This window comes from Streptomyces sp. NPDC005808, from assembly GCF_042871385.1.
Taxonomy (GTDB): domain Bacteria; phylum Actinomycetota; class Actinomycetes; order Streptomycetales; family Streptomycetaceae; genus Streptomyces.
Window position 1 is genome coordinate 133,221 of the sequence record NZ_JBIAIK010000005.1, and the last position, 17,625, is coordinate 150,845.

At 69.0% G+C, this 17,625-nt stretch carries 14 protein-coding genes and 1 pseudogene; 8 read left to right on the plus strand and 7 right to left on the minus strand.

Features of this window, described 5'->3' with window-relative positions; genetic code table 11:
* Positions 1–416: 416 nt before the first annotated feature.
* Positions 417–1,706 (minus strand): citrate synthase, encoded by a 1,290-nt coding sequence (locus tag ACFYPC_RS13405; protein ID WP_388674566.1) that lies wholly within the window; start codon positions 1,704–1,706, stop codon positions 417–419.
* 260 nt (positions 1,707–1,966) lie between these two features.
* Entirely contained in the window at positions 1,967–4,195 is a 2,229-nt protein-coding gene (locus ACFYPC_RS13410; RefSeq protein ID WP_388674568.1) for an ATP-dependent RecD-like DNA helicase, read from the minus strand.
* Between the two features lie 169 nt (positions 4,196–4,364).
* On the opposite strand from ACFYPC_RS13410, the gene ACFYPC_RS13415 reads away from it, so the two are divergent.
* From ACFYPC_RS13415 to rbsD, 5 genes and pseudogenes are all read left to right on the plus strand, one after another.
* Positions 4,365–5,381 (plus strand): LacI family DNA-binding transcriptional regulator, encoded by a 1,017-nt coding sequence (locus ACFYPC_RS13415; protein WP_388674570.1) that lies wholly within the window; start codon positions 4,365–4,367, stop codon positions 5,379–5,381.
* Positions 5,382–5,488: 107 nt separating this feature from the next.
* Positions 5,489–6,981: pseudogene (locus ACFYPC_RS13420) on the plus strand (sugar ABC transporter ATP-binding protein).
* Complete coding sequence (locus ACFYPC_RS13425) at positions 6,971–8,914, plus strand: substrate-binding domain-containing protein (RefSeq protein ID WP_388674572.1); 1,944 nt, start codon at positions 6,971–6,973, stop codon at positions 8,912–8,914. The pseudogene ACFYPC_RS13420 and the gene ACFYPC_RS13425 overlap by 11 nt, the downstream one beginning before the upstream one ends.
* Before the next feature lie 34 nt (positions 8,915–8,948).
* Positions 8,949–9,851, plus strand: coding sequence for a ribokinase (locus tag ACFYPC_RS13430; RefSeq protein ID WP_388674574.1), 903 nt, complete (start codon positions 8,949–8,951; stop codon positions 9,849–9,851).
* Positions 9,848–10,237: a D-ribose pyranase gene (rbsD, locus tag ACFYPC_RS13435; RefSeq protein WP_388674576.1), complete on the plus strand. Its 390-nt coding sequence runs from the start codon at positions 9,848–9,850 to the stop codon at positions 10,235–10,237. The genes ACFYPC_RS13430 and rbsD overlap by 4 nt, the downstream gene beginning before the upstream one ends.
* Positions 10,238–10,633: 396 nt before the next feature.
* Here rbsD and ACFYPC_RS13440 read toward each other — a convergent pair whose 3' ends face one another.
* Positions 10,634–11,497 carry an aldo/keto reductase gene (locus ACFYPC_RS13440; RefSeq protein ID WP_388674578.1) on the minus strand — a complete coding sequence of 288 codons (864 nt, stop codon included), beginning with the start codon at positions 11,495–11,497 and terminating at the stop codon, positions 10,634–10,636.
* Positions 11,498–11,602: 105 nt separating this feature from the next.
* On the opposite strand from ACFYPC_RS13440, the gene ACFYPC_RS13445 reads away from it, so the two are divergent.
* On the plus strand, positions 11,603–12,505 hold the full coding sequence (locus ACFYPC_RS13445; RefSeq protein ID WP_388674580.1) for a LysR family transcriptional regulator: 903 nt from the start codon (positions 11,603–11,605) through the stop codon (positions 12,503–12,505).
* An 87-nt stretch (positions 12,506–12,592) separates the two neighbouring features.
* Positions 12,593–13,330 (plus strand): dienelactone hydrolase family protein, encoded by a 738-nt coding sequence (locus tag ACFYPC_RS13450; protein ID WP_388674582.1) that lies wholly within the window; start codon positions 12,593–12,595, stop codon positions 13,328–13,330.
* A gap of 326 nt (positions 13,331–13,656) precedes the next feature.
* Here the strand turns inward: ACFYPC_RS13450 and ACFYPC_RS13455 are convergent, their stop codons facing one another.
* The gene (locus tag ACFYPC_RS13455) at positions 13,657–14,016 is read right to left on the minus strand and encodes a DUF4369 domain-containing protein (RefSeq protein ID WP_388674584.1); all 360 of its coding nucleotides are present in this window, start codon (positions 14,014–14,016) and stop codon (positions 13,657–13,659) included.
* A 311-nt stretch (positions 14,017–14,327) separates the two neighbouring features.
* Positions 14,328–15,128 carry a sugar phosphate isomerase/epimerase family protein gene (locus tag ACFYPC_RS13460; protein ID WP_388674586.1) on the minus strand — a complete coding sequence of 267 codons (801 nt, stop codon included), beginning with the start codon at positions 15,126–15,128 and terminating at the stop codon, positions 14,328–14,330.
* Between ACFYPC_RS13460 and ACFYPC_RS13465 the strand changes: the two genes are divergently transcribed.
* Positions 15,118–15,312: a hypothetical protein gene (locus ACFYPC_RS13465; protein ID WP_388674588.1), complete on the plus strand. Its 195-nt coding sequence runs from the start codon at positions 15,118–15,120 to the stop codon at positions 15,310–15,312. The two genes, ACFYPC_RS13460 and ACFYPC_RS13465, sit on opposite strands and share 11 nt — an antisense overlap.
* Here the strand turns inward: ACFYPC_RS13465 and ACFYPC_RS13470 are convergent.
* Both ACFYPC_RS13470 and ACFYPC_RS13475 read right to left on the minus strand, forming a co-directional pair.
* A complete protein-coding gene (locus ACFYPC_RS13470; RefSeq protein ID WP_388674590.1) occupies positions 15,287–16,441 on the minus strand; it encodes a dihydrodipicolinate synthase family protein in 1,155 nt (384 codons plus the stop codon). The two genes, ACFYPC_RS13465 and ACFYPC_RS13470, sit on opposite strands and share 26 nt — an antisense overlap.
* The gene (locus ACFYPC_RS13475) at positions 16,438–17,589 is read right to left on the minus strand and encodes a Gfo/Idh/MocA family protein (protein ID WP_388674592.1); all 1,152 of its coding nucleotides are present in this window, start codon (positions 17,587–17,589) and stop codon (positions 16,438–16,440) included. Before ACFYPC_RS13475 ends, ACFYPC_RS13470 begins: the two co-directional genes overlap by 4 nt.
* Positions 17,590–17,625: the final 36 nt, after the last annotated feature.

Consider the following 17,625-nt stretch of genomic DNA (forward strand, 5'->3'; position numbering starts at 1 on the left):
TAACCATCGAAGGGGTTCGTGAGTCTAAGTTGGCGATGTCAGAAGCGTCTTGGGGGGCGTGACTGACATCTGGGGATGTCTTGGGGGACGTCCCTGGAACTGCGTTGCCGGGGCACGTACACCGGGGAGCTTTGAGCGGCCCTCCCGGAGGTACGCGTCCCGGCCAACCGCACCGACGTGACCGAAGTTTTGCTCGTTTTGCTCGCAACCAGTTCGCAACCCGTTCGTAGCAAGATCACTTCGTAGCACGATCACAGCGATTCAGGCGCTGTCCATAGACGCCCGGCCGGATCCCGTGGGGGGAATCCGCACCGGGACAAGGAAAGCGCCCTGACTGCCGGCCCGTGGGGGGACCGGTAGCAGGGCGCTTTCCGTATTTCTGAGGCTCGGTTCGCCTCCGGGCGAAGAAGCCTGGGTCAGCGGCTCTCGACCGGGACGAAGTCGCGCAGGACCTCGCCCGTGTAGATCTGGCGGGGACGGCCGATGCGGGAGCCGGGCTCCTTGATCATCTCGTGCCACTGGGCGATCCAGCCCGGGAGGCGGCCGAGGGCGAAGAGGACCGTGAACATCTCGGTCGGGAAGCCCATGGCGCGGTAGATCAGGCCGGTGTAGAAGTCCACGTTCGGGTAGAGGTTGCGCGAGACGAAGTAGTCGTCGGAGAGCGCGTGCTCCTCCAGCTTGAGGGCGATGTCCAGCAGCTCGTCGGACTTGCCGAGGGCCGAGAGGACATCGTGCGCGGCGGCCTTGATGATCTTCGCGCGGGGGTCGAAGGACTTGTACACCCGGTGGCCGAAGCCCATCAGGCGGACGCCGTCCTCCTTGTTCTTCACCTTGCGGATGAAGGAGTCGACATCGCCGCCGTTGGCCTGGATGCCTTCCAGCATCTCCAGGACGGACTGGTTGGCACCGCCGTGCAGCGGGCCCCAGAGGGCGGAGATGCCGGCCGAGATCGAGGCGAACATGTTCGCCTGCGAGGACCCGACCAGGCGGACCGTGGAGGTCGAACAGTTCTGCTCGTGGTCCGCGTGCAGGATGAGCAGCTTGTCCAGCGCGGAGACGACGACCGGGTTGAGCTCGTACTCCTGCGCCGGGACCGAGAACGTCATACGGAGGAAGTTCTCGACGTACCCGAGGTCGTTGCGCGGGTAGACGAAGGGGTGGCCGATCGACTTCTTGTAGGCGTACGCCGCGATCGTCGGAAGCTTGGCGAGAAGGCGGATGGTCGAGAGGTGCCGCTGCTTCTCGTCGAACGGGTTGTGACTGTCCTGGTAGAACGTCGACAGGGCGCTGACCACCGACGACAGCATCGCCATCGGGTGGGCGTCGCGCGGGAAGCCCTGGTAGAAGCGCTTGACGTCCTCGTGCAGCAGGGTGTGCTGCGTGATCTCGTTCTTGAAGGTGGAGAGCTCGTCCACGTTCGGCAGCTCGCCGTTGATCAGCAGCGAGGCCACCTCAAGGAAGGTGGACTGCTCGGCCAGCTGCTCGATCGGATAGCCGCGGTACCGGAGGATGCCCTCCTCACCGTCGAGGTAGGTGATCGCGGATTTATATGCGGCGGTGTTCCCGTATCCGCTGTCCAGCGTCACCAGACCGGTCTGGGCGCGCAGCTTCCCGATGTCGAAGCCCTTGTCGCCGACGGTGCTGTCGATCACCGGGTAGGTGTACTCGCCATCGCCGTAACGCACTACTACAGAGTTGTCGCTCACGTCATCCCTCACCGACGTTGTCCCTCTTCTTCGAGGTGCCCTGACTGTCTCTACCATCCCCCATTTGGCCCTGGAGAGTGCACTCGGGGTCGACCATTGGGCCTATTGGCGGCACTGAGTGCCGCCAACCTACTCATCCTGCCCCCCTTCGCCCTGGTTCCGGAAGTGCTGTGTGACCTTTGCGACTCGTTTGATCGATCATTTTTACGGAGGGCGCGTACGGGGATCTCCGCGGAGGCTTCCGGGAGACCGAGGGGCCGTCAGAAACGGGCCTGCGCCAGGCGGAAGTCCAGCGCCGTGCACCGCCGTCCGGCGGACACCGTGCGGACCGCCTGGCCTATCGCCTTGCGGGAGCCGACCAGGACGACCAGCTTCTTCGCGCGGGTGACGGCCGTGTAGAGGAGGTTGCGCTGCAGCATCATCCACGCGCCCGTGGTCACCGGGATCACCACCGCCGGGTACTCGCTGCCCTGGGAGCGGTGGATGGTCACCGCGTACGCATGGGCCAGCTCGTCCAGTTCGTCGAAGTCGTACGGCACCTCCTCGTCCTCGTCCGTCAGCACTGTCAGACGCTGCTCCTCCTCGTCGAGGGAGGTGACGACGCCGACCGTGCCGTTGAAGACGCCGTTCGTGCCCTTCTCGTAATTGTTGCGAATCTGGGTGACCTTGTCGCCCACACGGAAGACCCGTCCGCCGAAGCGCTTTTCGGGAAGGTCCGGGCGGGCGGGTGTGATGGCCTGCTGGAGCAGGCCGTTCAGGGCTCCCGCTCCCGCCGGGCCCCGGTGCATCGGCGCGAGGACCTGCACGTCGCGGCGCGGATCGAGCCCGAACCTGGCCGGAATCCGCCGTGCCGCCACGTCCACCGTGAGCCGGCCGGTCTCCTCGGTGTCGTCCTCGACGAAGAGGAAGAAGTCCTTCATGTTCTCCGTGTGCGGGTGCTGCCCCGAGTTGATCCGGTGCGCGTTCGTCACCACCCCGGACTGCTGGGCCTGGCGGAAGACACGGGTGAGGCGGACCGCGGGGACCGGGCCGCCGTCGGCGAGCAGATCGCGCAGCACCTCTCCTGCGCCGACGCTGGGGAGCTGGTCGACGTCTCCCACGAAGAGGAGGTGGGCGCCCGGAGGCACCGCCTTGACCAGCTTGTTGGCAAGAAGGAGGTCGAGCATCGAGGCCTCGTCCACAACCACCAGGTCGGCATCCAGCGGCCGGTCCTTGTCGTACGCCGCGTCGCCGCCCGGCTTCAGCTCGAGGAGCCGGTGCACGGTGGAGGCGTCGGCCCCGGTCAGCTCGGCGAGACGCTTGGCGGCGCGGCCCGTGGGGGCGGCCAGGACGACCTTCGCCCGCTTGGCGCGCGCCAGTTCCACGATCGAGCGGACCGTGAACGACTTGCCGCAGCCGGGGCCGCCGGTGAGCACGGCGACCTTCTTGGTGAGCGCGAGCCGGACCGCCTCCTCCTGCTCGGGCGCCAACTCCGTGCCCGTACGCCCCTTCAGCCAGGTCAGTGCCTTGTCCCAGGCCACGTCCCGGAAGCCGGGCATCCGGTCCTGGTCGGTGCGCAGGAGGCGCAACAGCTGGGCGGACAGGGAGAGTTCGGCGCGGTGGAAGGGGACCAGGTAGATGGCCGTCACCGGCTCGCCACCGTCCGGGCCCGGCACCTTCTCCCGGACGACGCCGGGGTCCTCGCCCTCCTCGGCGGGTGCCGCCAGCTCCGCGAGGCACTCGATGACCAGGCCCGTGTCCACCTGGAGCAGCTTCACCGCGTCCGCGATCAGCCGCTCCTCGGGGAGGTAGCAGTGGCCCTGGTCGGTGGACTGCGAAAGGGCGTACTGGAGGCCGGCCTTGACGCGCTCCGGGCTGTCGTGCGGGATGCCGACGGACTGGGCGATCTTGTCGGCGGTGAGGAAGCCGATGCCCCAGACGTCGGAGGCGAGCCGGTAGGGCTGGTTCTTGACCACGGAGATCGACGCGTCCCCGTACTTCTTGTAGATGCGGACCGCGATGGACGTGGACACCTCGACGGTCTGGAGGAAGAGCATGACCTCCTTGATCGCCTTCTGCTCCTCCCAGGCATCGGCGATCTTCTTGGTGCGCTTGGGGCCGAGCCCGGGGACCTCGATGAGCCGCTTCGGCTCCTCCTCGATGACCTGCAGCGTGTCCAGGCCGAAGTGCTGGGTGATGCGGTCGGCGAAGACCGGGCCGATGCCCTTGACCAGGCCCGAGCCGAGATAACGGCGGATGCCCTGGACGGTGGCCGGGAGCACCGTCGTGTAGTTCTCCACCGTGAACTGCTTGCCGTACTGCGCGTGGGATCCCCAGCGGCCCTCCATACGGAGCGACTCCCCCACCTGCGCGCCGAGCAGCGAGCCCACGACGGTGAGCAGGTCGCCGCCGCCGCGGCCGGTGTCGACCCGCGCGACCGTGTACCCGTTCTCCTCGTTGGCGTACGTGATCCGTTCGAGCACGCCCTCCAGAACAGCCAGCTGAGACATGATCCGACGCTACCGCCCCGCTCCGACAGCCCGGGACGCCTGTGCACAACTCCGACGCCGCCTACACGTCGGGGCGTTTCATCACAATGTGGTCTCGGGGTCTTGTCATCGCGCGTGGAATCGATTCCAATCCTCCGTGTAATCGATTCCACAGGGAGGTGGAGCGACGATGGCGAGCATCAAGGACGTTGCCGCCGAGGCCGGCGTATCCGTCGCCACGGTCTCGCGGGTCCTGAACGACCATCCGTCGGTCAGCGCGGACGCACGCGTCCGTGTGCTGACCGCCGTTGAGGCCCTGGGCTATCGTCCCAACGCCGTCGCCCGCTCGCTGCGCACGGAACGGACCCACACCCTCGGCCTGGTCATCAGCGACGTGATGAACCCGTACTTCACCGAGCTGGCCCGCTCCGTCGAGCAGGAGGCCCGTACCCTCGGCTACAGCGTGATCATCGGAAACGCCGACGAGCGGCCCGACCTTCAGGATCACCACGTACGGACCCTGCTGGACCGGCGCATCGACGGCCTGCTCGTCTCCCCCACCGACGGCGGTTCCCCCGGGATGCTGGACGCCGCGCGCGCGGGGACCCCGATGGTGTTCGTGGACCGCTGGATCCCGGGTCTCGACGTGCCCGTCGTACGGGCGGACGGGCGGGCGGCGGTACGCGATCTCGTCGCCCATCTGCACGGGCTCGGGCACCGCAGGCTCGCCATCATCACGGGCCCGGCGGCGACCACGACCGGCAACGAACGGGTCGAGGCCTTCAGGGAGGCGCTGGCCGACTACGGACTGCCCCTCCCCGACGCCTACATCGGACAGGGCGATTTCCAGGCCGAGAGCGGGCGCCGGGCCACCGAGCGGTTCCTCGGACTCCCCGCGCCGCCCGAAGTCGTCTTCGCCGCCGACAACCTGATGGCGCTCGGCGCGCTGGACGCGGTCCGCGCGCGCGGGATGCGGATTCCGGACGACATCGCGCTCGCCGCGTTCGACGACATCCCGTGGTTCGTGCACACCGATCCGCCGCTCACCGCGATCGCCCAGCCGACGGGCGAGCTGGGCCGGACCGCCGTACGCGCCCTCATCGACCGCATCGAGGGGCGGCCACCGCAGTCGGTCACCCTCCCCGCCCGTCTCGTCGTACGCCGCTCGTGCGGCGAGGCCCCCGTCACAGAGAGGAGCAACCCGTGAGCCGCCGCCCAGACGAGTTGCCCGGTAGCGACTCGGACGAGTCACCTCGCACCGATTCCAACAAGTTGCCGCATGCCGAGTCAGGCGAACTGCTGCGTATCGAGGGCATGCGCAAGACCTTCCCCGGCGTCGTCGCGCTCGACAGCGTGGACTTCGATCTGCGTCGCGGTGAGGTGCACGTGCTGCTCGGCGAGAACGGCGCCGGCAAGAGCACCCTCATCAAGATGCTCTCCGGCGCCTACCACCCCGACGCCGGGCGGATCCTCGTAGACGGCAAGGAGGTCCGTATCCAGGGGGCGCAGGACTCCGAGCGTCTCGGGATCGCGACCATCTACCAGGAGTTCAATCTCGTCCCCGATCTGACGGTCGCCGAGAACATCTTCCTGGGGAGGCAGCCGCGCCGCTTCGGGATGATCGACCGGAAGACGATGGAGGCCAGGGCCGCCCTGCTCCTTGAGCGGGTCGGAGTAAACGTTTCCCCCCGCGCGCGGGTGCGTGAACTCGGTATCGCACGCCTGCAGATGGTCGAGATCGCGAAGGCGCTGAGCCTCGACGCGCGGGTCCTGATCATGGACGAGCCGACCGCGGTGCTCACCTCCGAGGAGGTCGAGAAGCTCTTCGCGATCGTGCGCAGGCTGCGCGAGGACGGTGTCGGCATCGTCTTCATCACGCACCACCTGGAGGAGATCGCCGCGATCGGAGACCGGGTCACGGTCATCCGGGACGGCAGGAGTGTCGGCCAGGTGCCCGCTTCCACGCCCCAGGACGAGCTCGTACGGCTCATGGTGGGCCGTTCCATCGAGCAGCAGTATCCGCGTGAACGGGCGAAGGCCGGGGCCGCGTTGCTGAACGTCGAGGGGCTCACCAGGGACGGCGTCTTCCACGACGTGAGCTTCGAGGTGCGGGCCGGTGAGGTAGTCGGTATCGCCGGGCTCGTGGGGGCCGGACGTACGGAGGTCGTCCGGGCCGTCTTCGGTGCCGATCCGTACGACAAGGGGGCTGTCAGGGTCTCCGGTGCCCCGGTTCCCAGGCACGACGTCGGCGCGGCGATGACCGCGGGCATCGGGCTGGTGCCCGAGGACCGCAAGGGCCAGGGCCTGGTGCTCGACCAGTCGGTGGAGGAGAACCTCGGGCTCGTGACCATGCGGGCCGCCACCAGGGGCGGGCTCGTGGACCTCAGGGGCAGCGCGAGGCCGCCGCCCGGATCGCCGGGCAGTTGGGCGTGCGGATGGCCGGACTCGGCCAGCATGTACGGACGTTGTCCGGCGGCAACCAGCAGAAGGTCGTCATCGGCAAGTGGCTGCTCGCCGACACCAAGGTGCTGATCCTCGACGAGCCGACGCGCGGCATCGACGTCGGCGCCAAGGTCGAGATCTACCAGTTGATCAACGAGTTGACGGCCGCCGGAGCCGCGGTGCTCATGATCTCCAGCGATCTGCCCGAGGTCCTCGGCATGAGCGACCGGGTGCTGGTGATGGCACAGGGCCGGATCGCGGGCGAGCTGTCCGCCGACGAGGCCACCCAGGACTCCGTGATGGCACTCGCCGTCAGCACACCAACCCAAGCAACTACCGCTGTGGAGGGCCACCGTGGCCACTGACACGCTGAAGAGCACGACGGGCGCGAGTGGCGTCTCGGGAATCCGCCGGCTCCTGCTCGACAACGGCGCGCTCACCGCGCTCATCGTCCTGGTCATCGCCATGTCGGCGCTGTCCGGCGACTTCCTGACCACCGACAACCTCCTGAACGTCGGCGTGCAGGCGGCCGTGACCGCCATCCTCGCCTTCGGCGTCACCTTCGTGATCGTCTCGGCGGGCATCGACCTGTCGGTCGGCTCGGTGGCGGCCCTGTCCGCCACGGTCCTTGCCTGGAGCGCCACTTCACATGGTGTGCCGGTCGTCCTGGCCGTTGTGCTGGCCATCGCCACCGGCATCGCGGCCGGCCTGGTCAACGGCTTCCTGATCGCCTACGGCAAGCTGCCGCCGTTCATCGCGACGCTGGCCATGCTGTCGGTGGCCCGCGGTCTGTCCCTGGTGATCTCGCAGGGCTCCCCGATCGCCTTCCCCGACTCGGTGTCGCACCTCGGCGACACCCTGGGCGGCTGGCTGCCGGTGCCGGTCCTCGTCATGATCGTGATGGGGCTCGTCGCGGCCTTCGTGCTCGGCCGGACGTACATCGGCCGGTCCATGTACGCGATCGGCGGCAACGAGGAGGCCGCTCGTCTGTCGGGTCTGCGCGTGTCCAGGCAGAAGCTCGCCATCTACGCCCTCTCCGGTGTCTTCGCCGCCGCCGCGGGCATCGTCCTCGCCTCCCGGCTCTCCTCCGCGCAGCCGCAGGCCGCCGACGGTTACGAACTGGACGCGATCGCCGCGGTCGTCATCGGCGGCGCCTCCCTCGCGGGCGGCACCGGCAAGGCGTCCGGGACGCTGATCGGCGCGCTGATCCTGGCGGTGCTGCGCAACGGGCTCAACCTCCTTTCCGTGTCCGCCTTCTGGCAGCAGGTCGTCATCGGTGTCGTGATCGCGCTCGCGGTGCTGCTCGACACCGTGCGCCGCAAGGCGGGTGCCACGCCGGTGGCCGCCGGCGCGGGCGGCGGCAAGGGCAAGCAGGCGACGACGTACGTGCTCGCGGCCGTGGTCACGGTGGCGATAGTCGGCGCGACCTCCTTCCTGCACAACGACTCCTCGGGCGCGAAGCCCAAGGTCGGCCTGTCCCTCTCCACGCTCAACAACCCGTTCTTCGTGCAGATCCGGGCGGGCGCCCAGGCCGAGGCGAAGAAGCTGGGCCTGGACCTGACGGTCACCGACGCCCAGAACGACGCCTCCCAGCAGGCCAACCAGCTGCAGAACTTCACCAGTTCGAACTACGGCGCGATCATCGTCAACCCCGTGGACTCGGACGCGGCGAGCAACTCGGTGAAGGCCGCGGACAAGGCGAAGATCCCCGTGATCGCCGTCGACCGAGGCGTCAACGAGGCGGCCGTGGACACGCTGGTCGCCTCCGACAACATCGCCGGTGGTGAACTCGCCGCCAAGACCATCGCGGAGAAGCTCGGCGGCACCGGCAAGATCGTGATCCTGCAGGGCCAGGCGGGCACCTCCGCGGCCCGCGAGCGCGCCCAGGGCTTCGCCGACGGTCTCAAGGCCTATCCCGGCATCCAGGTACTCGCCCAGCAGCCGGCCGACTTCGACCGCACCAAGGGCCTCGACGTGATGTCGAACCTGCTCCAGGCCCACCCCGACGTCCAGGGCGTCATCGCCGCCAACGACGAGATGGCGCTCGGCGCGATCAAGGCACTGGGCTCCAAGGCCGGCAAGTCGGTCTCGGTCGTCGGCTTCGACGGCACCCCCGACGGTCTGACGGCGGTCAAGCAGGGCAGCCTGTACGCGTCCGTGGCGCAGCAGCCGAGTCAGCTCGGCAGGATCGCCGTGGACAACGCGCTGCGCGCCGCCCAGGGCAAGAAGGTGGAGACGACGGTGAAGGTGCCGGTGAAGGTGGTCACGAAGGAGAACGTGGCCGGGTTCACCGGCTGACAGCGGTCAAGTCACCATTGTGGGGAGACACTTCATGTACGACTACGACCTGCTGGTCGTGGGTTCGGCCAACGCCGACCTGGTGATCGGTGTCGAGCGGCGGCCTGCTGCCGGGGAGACGGTGCTCGGCTCCGACCTGACCGTCCACCCCGGTGGCAAGGGTGCGAACCAGGCGGTCGCCGCCGCCCGACTCGGCGCCAGTACGGCCTTGTTGGCCCGCGTCGGCAACGACGCGCACGGTCGGCTGCTGCTGGACTCGCAGCGGGCGGCCGGTGTCGACACCGTGGGCGTCCTGGTCGGCGGAGCCCCCACCGGGGTCGCGCTGATCACGGTGGACCCGTCCGGGGACAACAGCATCGTGGTCTCGCCCGGCGCGAACGGGCGGCTGACGCCCGGAGACGTCCGCGCGGCCGGGAGCCTCTTCCAGGCCTCCCGGGTGGTCTCGGCGCAGCTGGAGATCCCGTTGGAGACGGTCGTGGAGGTCGTACGGAATCTCGCCGACGACAGCCGCTTCGTACTGAATCCCTCACCGCCCAGGCCGCTGCCCCGCGAGGTACTGGCGGCCTGCGACCCGCTGATCGTGAACGAGCACGAGGCGCGGGTGCTGATCGGCGCGGACACGGGTCCGGAGCCCGAGGACTGGGCGCGGAGCCTGCTTGCTCTCGGCCCGAGTTCCGTGGTCATCACGCTGGGCGAGCAGGGCGCGCTGGTCGCCCAGCGGGCCGGGGCCCGGGTGCGGGTGCCGTCCGTGCGGGTCGAGGCCGTGGACACGACCGGGGCGGGCGACGCGTTCACCGCGGCACTGGCCTGGCGGCTGGGGCGTGGGGAGTCGCTGGCAGAGGCCGCCGCGTACGCCGCCCGGGTCGGGGCCGTGGCGGTCACACGGGCCGGTGCGCAGGAGTCCTTCCCGACGGCGGAGGAGGTCGCTTCTCTGTGAAGAAGGCCGGGATTCTGAACCGTCATCTCGCGGGCGCACTGGCCGAGTTGGGCCATGGGGACGGGGTGCTGGTGTGCGACGCGGGGATGCCGATACCGGCGGGGCCGCGGGTCGTGGACCTGGCCTTCCGGGCCGGCGTACCGTCCTTCGCCGAGGTACTCGACGGGCTGCTGGACGAGCTGGTGGTGGAGGGTGCCACCGCCGCGCATGAGGTCAGGAAGGCCAACCCGGAGGCCACGGCGCTGCTGGAAGCGCGCTTCCCGGGGCTGTGGACGGTCTCGCACGAGGAGCTGAAGGCGTTGTCGGCGGGGGCGCGGTTGGTCGTGCGGACCGGGGAGGCCCGGCCGTACGCGAATGTGCTGCTGCGGTGCGGGGTGTTCTTCTGACCTTCTGACCAAGGCCCTCGAATCAGGCCTGGTCGGACGAGTCTTAGTCAGGCATGGTCAGACAAGTCTTCCGGACCCGGCCTTCTGGACCCGGTTCTCCGGACACGGTTTTCCGGACCAGAAAATGTTTCGAGGGGGACCCGGTCCGTCGACCGGGTCCCCCTCGGGTTCCCCTCCACATCAGAACCCCCGCGATCCCCCCAGATCCCCCTCCAGAAGTCCTGATGCCATGTACGACCCGCAGAGTGGCGAAAGGGTTGCACGGAGTTCCGAGATTCTTTTGGCGGACACCGGTGGCGGCGTCGGCCCCACGGTGGCATGCGGCGGCCGGCGGCGTCGGTCAGAGGGAGTTCCGGGCGCGCAGGGTCCGGGAGGGAACCGCTCGCGCTCCTCGGTTCATCCCGTGCTGTCGAGGCGGGCCAGTTCCTCGGCGGACAGCTTCAGGTCCACCGCGCCGACTGAATCGCGGATGGTCTCGGGGCGGGAGGAACCCGGAATCGGGATCACCACCGGCGCCTTGGCCAGCGTCCACGCAAGGGAGACCTGCTGCGGGCTCACTCCGTGCGCCTGCGCCACGTCGGTGAACACCGTGAACCGTGAGCCGAGGTCACCGGCGCGCGAGATCCCGCCCAGCGGGCTCCACGGCAGGAAGGCAATGCCCAGTTCCGCACACAGCTCCAACTCCGGCTCGCTGGACCGGAACGCGGGCGAGAACTGATTCTGTACGCTCACCAGCCGGCCGCCGAGGATCTCGTTGGCCAGCCGGATCTGGTCGGGATCGGCGTTGGAGACGCCCGCGAAACGGATCTTGCCGGCGTCCAGCAGATCGCGGATCGCCCCGACCGACTCCGCGTAGGGGACCGTCGGGTCCGGCCGGTGGAACTGGTAGAGGCCGATGGCCTCGACGCCAAGCCGCTTGAGCGAGGCGTCGCAGGCCGCCTTCAGGTACTCCGGCGAGCCGTTCAAGGTCCACGAGCCGTCGCCCGGACGCAGGTGACCGCCCTTCGTCGCGATCAGCACGTCCGATGTGTCGCCGCCGAAGCCGGCCACCGCGCGCGCGATCAGGGATTCGTTGTGGCCGACCTCGTCGGCGTCCCGGTGATAGGCGTCGGCGGTGTCGATCAGCGTCACGCCCGCCTCCAGGGCGGCGTGGATCGTTGCGACCGAACGCTGTTCGTCGGGCCGCCCCTCGATGGACATGGGCATACCGCCCAGACCGATCGTGCTGACCTGGACGTCTCCGATGGTGCGTGTCTGCATGGGAGGTTCCTCCTGGAAATCTTTCGGTATGTCTAGCTTCCACCGCACCGTTTAAGCTGTCCAACATAAGAATCTGATCCCTTTGAGCAGCGCTGGTGATGAATCATGGAACTCCGGCAACTCGAGTACTTCGTCGCCGTCGCGGAGGAGTGCCATTTCACGCGGGCGGCCAAACGCATGCATGTCGCGCAGTCCGGGCTGTCCGCCTCGATCCGCTCGCTCGAGCGGGAACTGGGTGCCTCGCTGTTCCTGCGCAGTACCCGGCAGGTCGAGCTGACCGCCGCCGGCCGGGCACTGCTGGTCGAGGCCCGGCGGGCGCTGTCGGCCACCGACGCCGCCAAGGACGCCGTAGCTGCCGTACAGGGTCTGCTGCGCGGCAGCCTGGCGATCGGCTCCCTGCAGTGCCTGCACGCGGTGCACCTTCCGAGCGTGCTCGCCCGCTTCCGAGCCTCGTACCCCGGCGTGGAGATCGGGCTGCGTCAGGGAGCCTCCGGTGAGCTGATCGACCACGTGCGCGCGGGCCGGCTGGACCTGGCGTTCGTCTCCCGCCCGGCCCGGTGCCCGGACGACGTCCTGGTGGAGCCGCTGGCCGGCGAGCCGATCGTGCTCGCCTGCGCGCTCGAGCATCCGTACGCCGGCCGGGCGCAGGTCGCTCTGGCCGAGTTGCGCGACGAGGAGTTCGTGGACTTCCACCCGGACTGGGGCACCCGGGACCTGGTGGACAGCCTGCTGGCCGCGGCGGACGTCGAGCGCCATGTCTCACTGGAGGTGACCGACACCCACTCCCTGCTGGACCTGGTCACGTGCGGGCTCGGCGTGGCACTCGTGCCGCAGTCCTTCGCGGTCAAGACCGATCGCGTGCGCTTCGTCGGGCTCGCGGGGGACCTGCCGGCGTGGGAGACGGTGACCGTCATGGGCAGTCCGACAAGTGCGGCTGCCGCCGCACTGCTGCGCGAGGTCCAGGCGGCGAAGAGCGGCCGCCCCTCTGCCGCCGCCATCGCGGACTGATCGGCACCCTCAAGGGACTCGCGCACTGTTCTGCCAGCGGCAGAACACCGGCCGGACCGGGCTCGACGATCACTACAGTCCAGTCTCATGACGACCATCACGACGCTTACGGTCGAGTATCCGGCCGACGGTTTGACGATGATCGGGCACCTCGCGCTCCCGGCCGGTGTCGACCGCAGGCCCGCGGTGCTGCTCGGACCAGAGGGCGTGGGGCTCAGCGACGTCGATCGCCGCCGGGCCGATGCTCTCGCCGAGCTGGGATACGTAGCGCTGGCCTTCGACCTTCACGGCGGGCGCTATTTGGCCGACCCCGAGGAGATGCTGGCCCGTTGCCTGCCGCTGCTCGCTGATCCCGACCGGATGCGGGGCATCGGCCATGCGGCGCTCGACGTGTTGCGCACCGAATCGCGGGCCGACCTCGACCGGATCGCCGCCATCGGCTACGGCACCGGAGGCGCCGTCGGGCTGGAACTCGGGCGCGACGGCGTCAACCTGCGCGCGATCGGGACTGTCAACGCGGTGACCACGGGCCGACCGGGCGAGGCGGCGCGCATTCGCTGCCCGGTGTGGGTCGGCGTCGGGTCGGAAGACCCGATCATGGCGCCCGCACAACGGGACGCGTTCACCGCCGAGATGCAGGCCGCAGGCGTCGATTGGCGCCTCACGGTCTACGGCGGCGCCTTGCACGCCTTCCACCACCCGCCGGTCGACCACCCCACGGTCCCCGGCGTCGGCTACCACCAACAGCACGCGCGGCGAGCCTGGCGCGACGTCGTCGACCTGCTCGCCGAGTGTCTGCCCGTGACGGAAGATCTGCGGGCATGACCCGGGCACAGGACCTGGCGCCAGGCCTGGTCCGTGCCTGGCACTCACAGTCCCCACGAGCGGGGCCCGGGACGAACAGAGCCCTGCCCCACCCCGCGACGGCGGAGGTGGGGCAGGGGGAGGGGGAGGGGGAGGGGCAGAGGCAGGGGCAAGGGCGCGGGCACGGTGTCACCGGCCGTTGCGCCTCCCCCGCTGCAAGAGCGTTCGGCGGACCCCGCTGCAAGAGCGTTCGGCGGACGAGGCCGGCCACCGAACAGTCATGGCCACGGCCACCGAACAGTCACGGCCACCGAACAGTCCCGTTCACGGCCACCGAACAGTCACGGTCACCGAACGGTGACGGTCACCGACTTCGAGACCGTCTTGCCGTCGACGACGCGCAGGGTCTCCGTCCCCTTGGTCTTGACCTTGTCGGTGATCTTGTAGGTGCCCTTCTTGACGGTGGTGCTCTCCAGGGTGACCCACTTGCCGTTGACCTTCTCCTGCAGCGTCACCTTGCTGCCGTCCTTCAGGCCGGTGACACGGCCGGTGATGGCTATCGACTGGCCCGTCTTCGCCTTGGTGGTGCTGGCCGAGACGGTGATGGCGGGAGCCTTCGCCGTCGGTACGGCGGCGTTGGCGGCCGTGGCGCCCCCGGCGACGAGTGCGGCGGTGGCGAGGGAAACAGCGGCGATTCGAACGTTCACAGCGAACTCCTTGGTCAATTACCACTTCTTGGGATATTCGCCGCACACCCCTTGCGGCGAACTTGACCATAGAGACACGGCCTACGTAATTGCGGTTCCCGCCATTCGCAAGAAAGGCCAGGTCAACAGTGAAACCACAGGAAACGTGTCAGGTGAAACAACCTTGAACTGCGCGTATTTGAAGGGCCTGTGGAATTGGGCCGGAAAAAACTTCTGAAACCGACCGTGCCCCTCTGCCGGATCACCCGCCGGATCACCCGCCGGCCTTCACGCGACCGACACACTCACTGGCTGTCACCTGCCCCTGCGGCTCAACGGATCACGTGCTGCACGAACCGCGCCGCCGTCTCGGCGAGGACCTCGCGCCCGTCCCGCGCCCACAGCGTCTCGTTGAACAGCTCCACCTCGATGGGGCCCGCGTAGCCCGCCGCCTCGACGTACGAGCGCCACTGGCGCATGTCGATCGAACCGTCGCCGATCTGGCCCCGGCCGTTCAGGACTCCCGCCGGCAACGGAGTCGTCCAGTCGGCGAGCTGGAAGGTGTGGATACGCCCGCCCGCGCCCGCGCGAGCGATCTGCGCCGGGGCGTTGTCGTCCCACCAGATGTGGTACGTGTCGACGGTCACGCCCACCTGGTCCGCGGGGAAGCGTTCTGCGAGGTCCAGGGCCTGGGCGAGGGTGGAGACCACGCAGCGGTCGGAGGCGTACATGGGGTGGAGGGGCTCGATGGCCAGCCGCACGCCCTGCCCGGCGGCGTACGGACCCAGCTCTCCCAGCGCGTCGGCGATGCGCTCACGCGCCCCGTACAGATCCTTGTTGCCGACGGGCAGACCGCCGGAGACGAGCACCAGGGTGTCCGTACCCAGCGTCGCCGCCTCCTCGACCGCCGCCCTGTTGTCGGCGAGGGCCCGCGCACGCTCATCCCGGTCGATCGCCGTGAGGAATCCGCCCCGGCAGAGCGTCGTCACCGACAGGCCCGCGTCGCGGACCAGCTTGGCAGTGGCCTCGACTCCGTACGACCGGACGGGGTCACGCCAGAGACCGACGCCCGGCACGCCCAACTCCAGGCAGGCTTCGACGAGTTCCGGCAGGGACAGCTGCTTGACCGTCATCTGGTTGATACTGAAACGCTCGAGGGAATTACTCGGGGAACTCGTCCGCGGCCCGCTCAAGGAACTCGGCCCGCTCAAGGAACTCGTCCCGCTCAAGGAACTCGTCCCGCTCAAGGAACTCGTCCCGCTCGGAGAACTCGGCCCGCTCGGGGAATTACTCATTGGGGCACTCCGTACTGTGTGAGCAAGTTCTTCATCCGGGTTTCCGCGAGGGCCGGGTCCGGGAACAGGCCGAGTGTGTCGGCGAGTTCGTAGGCGCGCGCAAAATGCGGAAGTGAGCGCGCCGACTGAAGTCCGCCCACCATCGTGAAATGGGACTGGTGGCCGGCCAGCCACGCCAGGAAGACAACTCCCGTCTTGTAGAAGCGGGTCGGGGGCTGGAAAAGGTGGCGGGACAGCTCCACGGTCGGGTCGAGGAGTTCGCGGAAGCCCTTCACATCACCTGTGTCCAGCACCCGTACGGCGTCCGCGGCCAGCGGCCCCAGCGGGTCGAAGATGCCCAACAGCGCGTGACTGAAGCCCTGTTCGTCGCCCGCGATCAGCTCGGGGTAGTTGAAGTCGTCGCCGGTGTAGCAGCGCACGCCCTTCGGGAGACGGCGGCGCAGCTCGATCTCTCGCCGGGCGTCCAGGAGGGAGACCTTGATGCCGTCGACCTTGTCGGGGTGGGCCGCGATGACGTCCAGGAAGGTGTCGGTGGCGGCGTCGAGGTCGGAGGAACCCCAGTAGCCCTCCAGCGCCGGGTCGAACATCGGGCCGAGCCAGTGCAGGATCACCGGGTCGGTGGCCTGCCGGAGCAGGTGCCCGTACACCTCCAGGTAGTCCTCGGGGCCCTCGGCGGCCGCGGCGAGCGACCTCGACGCCATGAGGATCGCCTGCGCTCCCGTCCCCTCCACGAGGGCGAACTGCTCCTCGTACGCCGCCCGGACCTCTCCCGGGGAGCCGGCGGCGATCTGGTCGGTCCCCACCCCGCAGGCGATCCGCCCGCCGACGGCCCTGGCCTCGGCGGCCGACCGGCGGATGAGTTCCGCCGCGCCCGCCCAGTCGAGCCCCATCCCGCGTTGCGCGGTGTCCATCGCCTCGGCGACTCCGAGCCCGTGGGACCACAGGTGGCGGCGGAAGGCGAGGGTCGCGTCCCAGTCGACGGCGGCGGGCGAGTCGGGGGACACGTCCGCGTACGGATCGGCGACGACGTGCGCCGCCGAGAAGACCGTACGGGAGGTGAAGGGCACGCCGGTGGCAGGGACGAGGGATTCGGAGCGCGGTGTATAGGCACGCAACTCCCCTCCTACGCCGGGTAGTTGGATGGTGCTCACAGTGCGATCTCCGGTACGTCGAGACGGCGGCCCTCGGCCGAGGACTTCAGGCCCAGTTCGGCGAGCTGGACGCCCCGGGCGCCGGCGAGGAGGTCCCAGTGGTAGGGCGCGTCGGCGTACACGTGCCGGAGGAACAGCTCCCACTGGGCCTTGAAGCCGTTGTCGAACTCGGCGTTGTCGGGGACCTCCTGCCACTGGTCGCGGAAGGAGTAGGTGGCCGGGACATCAGGGTTCCAGACCGGCTTGGGAGTAGAACTCCGGTGCTGCACACGGCAGTTGCGCAGCCCGGCAACCGCCGATCCCTCCGTCCCGTCGACCTGGAACTCCACGAGCTCGTCGCGATCGACGCGTACGGCCCACGACGAGTTGATCTGGGCGACCGCGCCACCCTCCAACTCGAAGATGCCGTACGCGGAATCGTCGGCCGTGGCGTCGTAGGGCTTGTCCTGCTCGTCCCAGCGCTGCGGGATGTGGGTGGCGGTGAGTGCCTGGACGGAGGTGACCCGCCCGAAGAGCTCATGCAGCACGTACTCCCAGTGCGGGAACATGTCGACGACGATGCCGCCGCCGTCCGCGGCGCGGTAGTTCCAGGAGGGCCGCTGGGCGGACTGCCAGTCGCCCTCGAAGACCCAGTAGCCGAACTCGCCGCGGACGGACAGGATCCGGCCGAAGAAGCCGCCGTCGATGAGCCGCTTGAGCTTGAGCAGGCCGGGGAGGAAGAGCTTGTCCTGGACGACGCCGTGTTTGATGCCCTTGTCATGGGCGAGGCGGGCCAGTTCCAGGGCGCCGTCGAGGCCGGTCGAGGTCGGCTTTTCGGTGTAGATGTGCTTGCCCGCCGCGATCGCCTTCCTGAGCGCCTCCTCGCGGGCGGAGGTGACCTGCGCGTCGAAGTAGAGGTCGATGGTGGGGTCGGCCAGGACGGCGTCCAGATCCGTGGACCACTCCTCCAGGCCGTGCCGCTCGGCGAGTGCTTTCAGGGCGTGCTCGCGGCGGCCGACGAGGACGGGTTCGGGCCACAGCACGGTGCCGTCGCCCAGGTCGAGGCCGCCCTGTTCGCGCAGGGCGAGGATCGTACGGACAAGGTGCTGGCGGTAGCCCATGCGCCCTGTCACACCGTTCATGGCGATACGCACCGTCTTGCGTGTCACGTCATTCCCTTTCGCACGTGCGTTCCGCGCCCCGCG

Coding starts and splice junctions, on each gene's coding strand:
- ACFYPC_RS13415 (WP_388674570.1), top strand. CDS start 4,365: ATGGCGAGCATCAAGGACGTTGCCGCCGAGGCCGGCGTATCCGTCGCC.
- ACFYPC_RS13445 (WP_388674580.1), top strand. CDS start 11,603: ATGGAACTCCGGCAACTCGAGTACTTCGTCGCCGTCGCGGAGGAGTGC.
- ACFYPC_RS13430 (WP_388674574.1), top strand. CDS start 8,949: ATGTACGACTACGACCTGCTGGTCGTGGGTTCGGCCAACGCCGACCTG.
- ACFYPC_RS13450 (WP_388674582.1), top strand. CDS start 12,593: ATGACGACCATCACGACGCTTACGGTCGAGTATCCGGCCGACGGTTTG.
- ACFYPC_RS13410 (WP_388674568.1), bottom strand. CDS start 4,195: ATGTCTCAGCTGGCTGTTCTGGAGGGCGTGCTCGAACGGATCACGTAC.
- ACFYPC_RS13440 (WP_388674578.1), bottom strand. CDS start 11,497: ATGCAGACACGCACCATCGGAGACGTCCAGGTCAGCACGATCGGTCTG.
- ACFYPC_RS13460 (WP_388674586.1), bottom strand. CDS start 15,128: ATGACGGTCAAGCAGCTGTCCCTGCCGGAACTCGTCGAAGCCTGCCTG.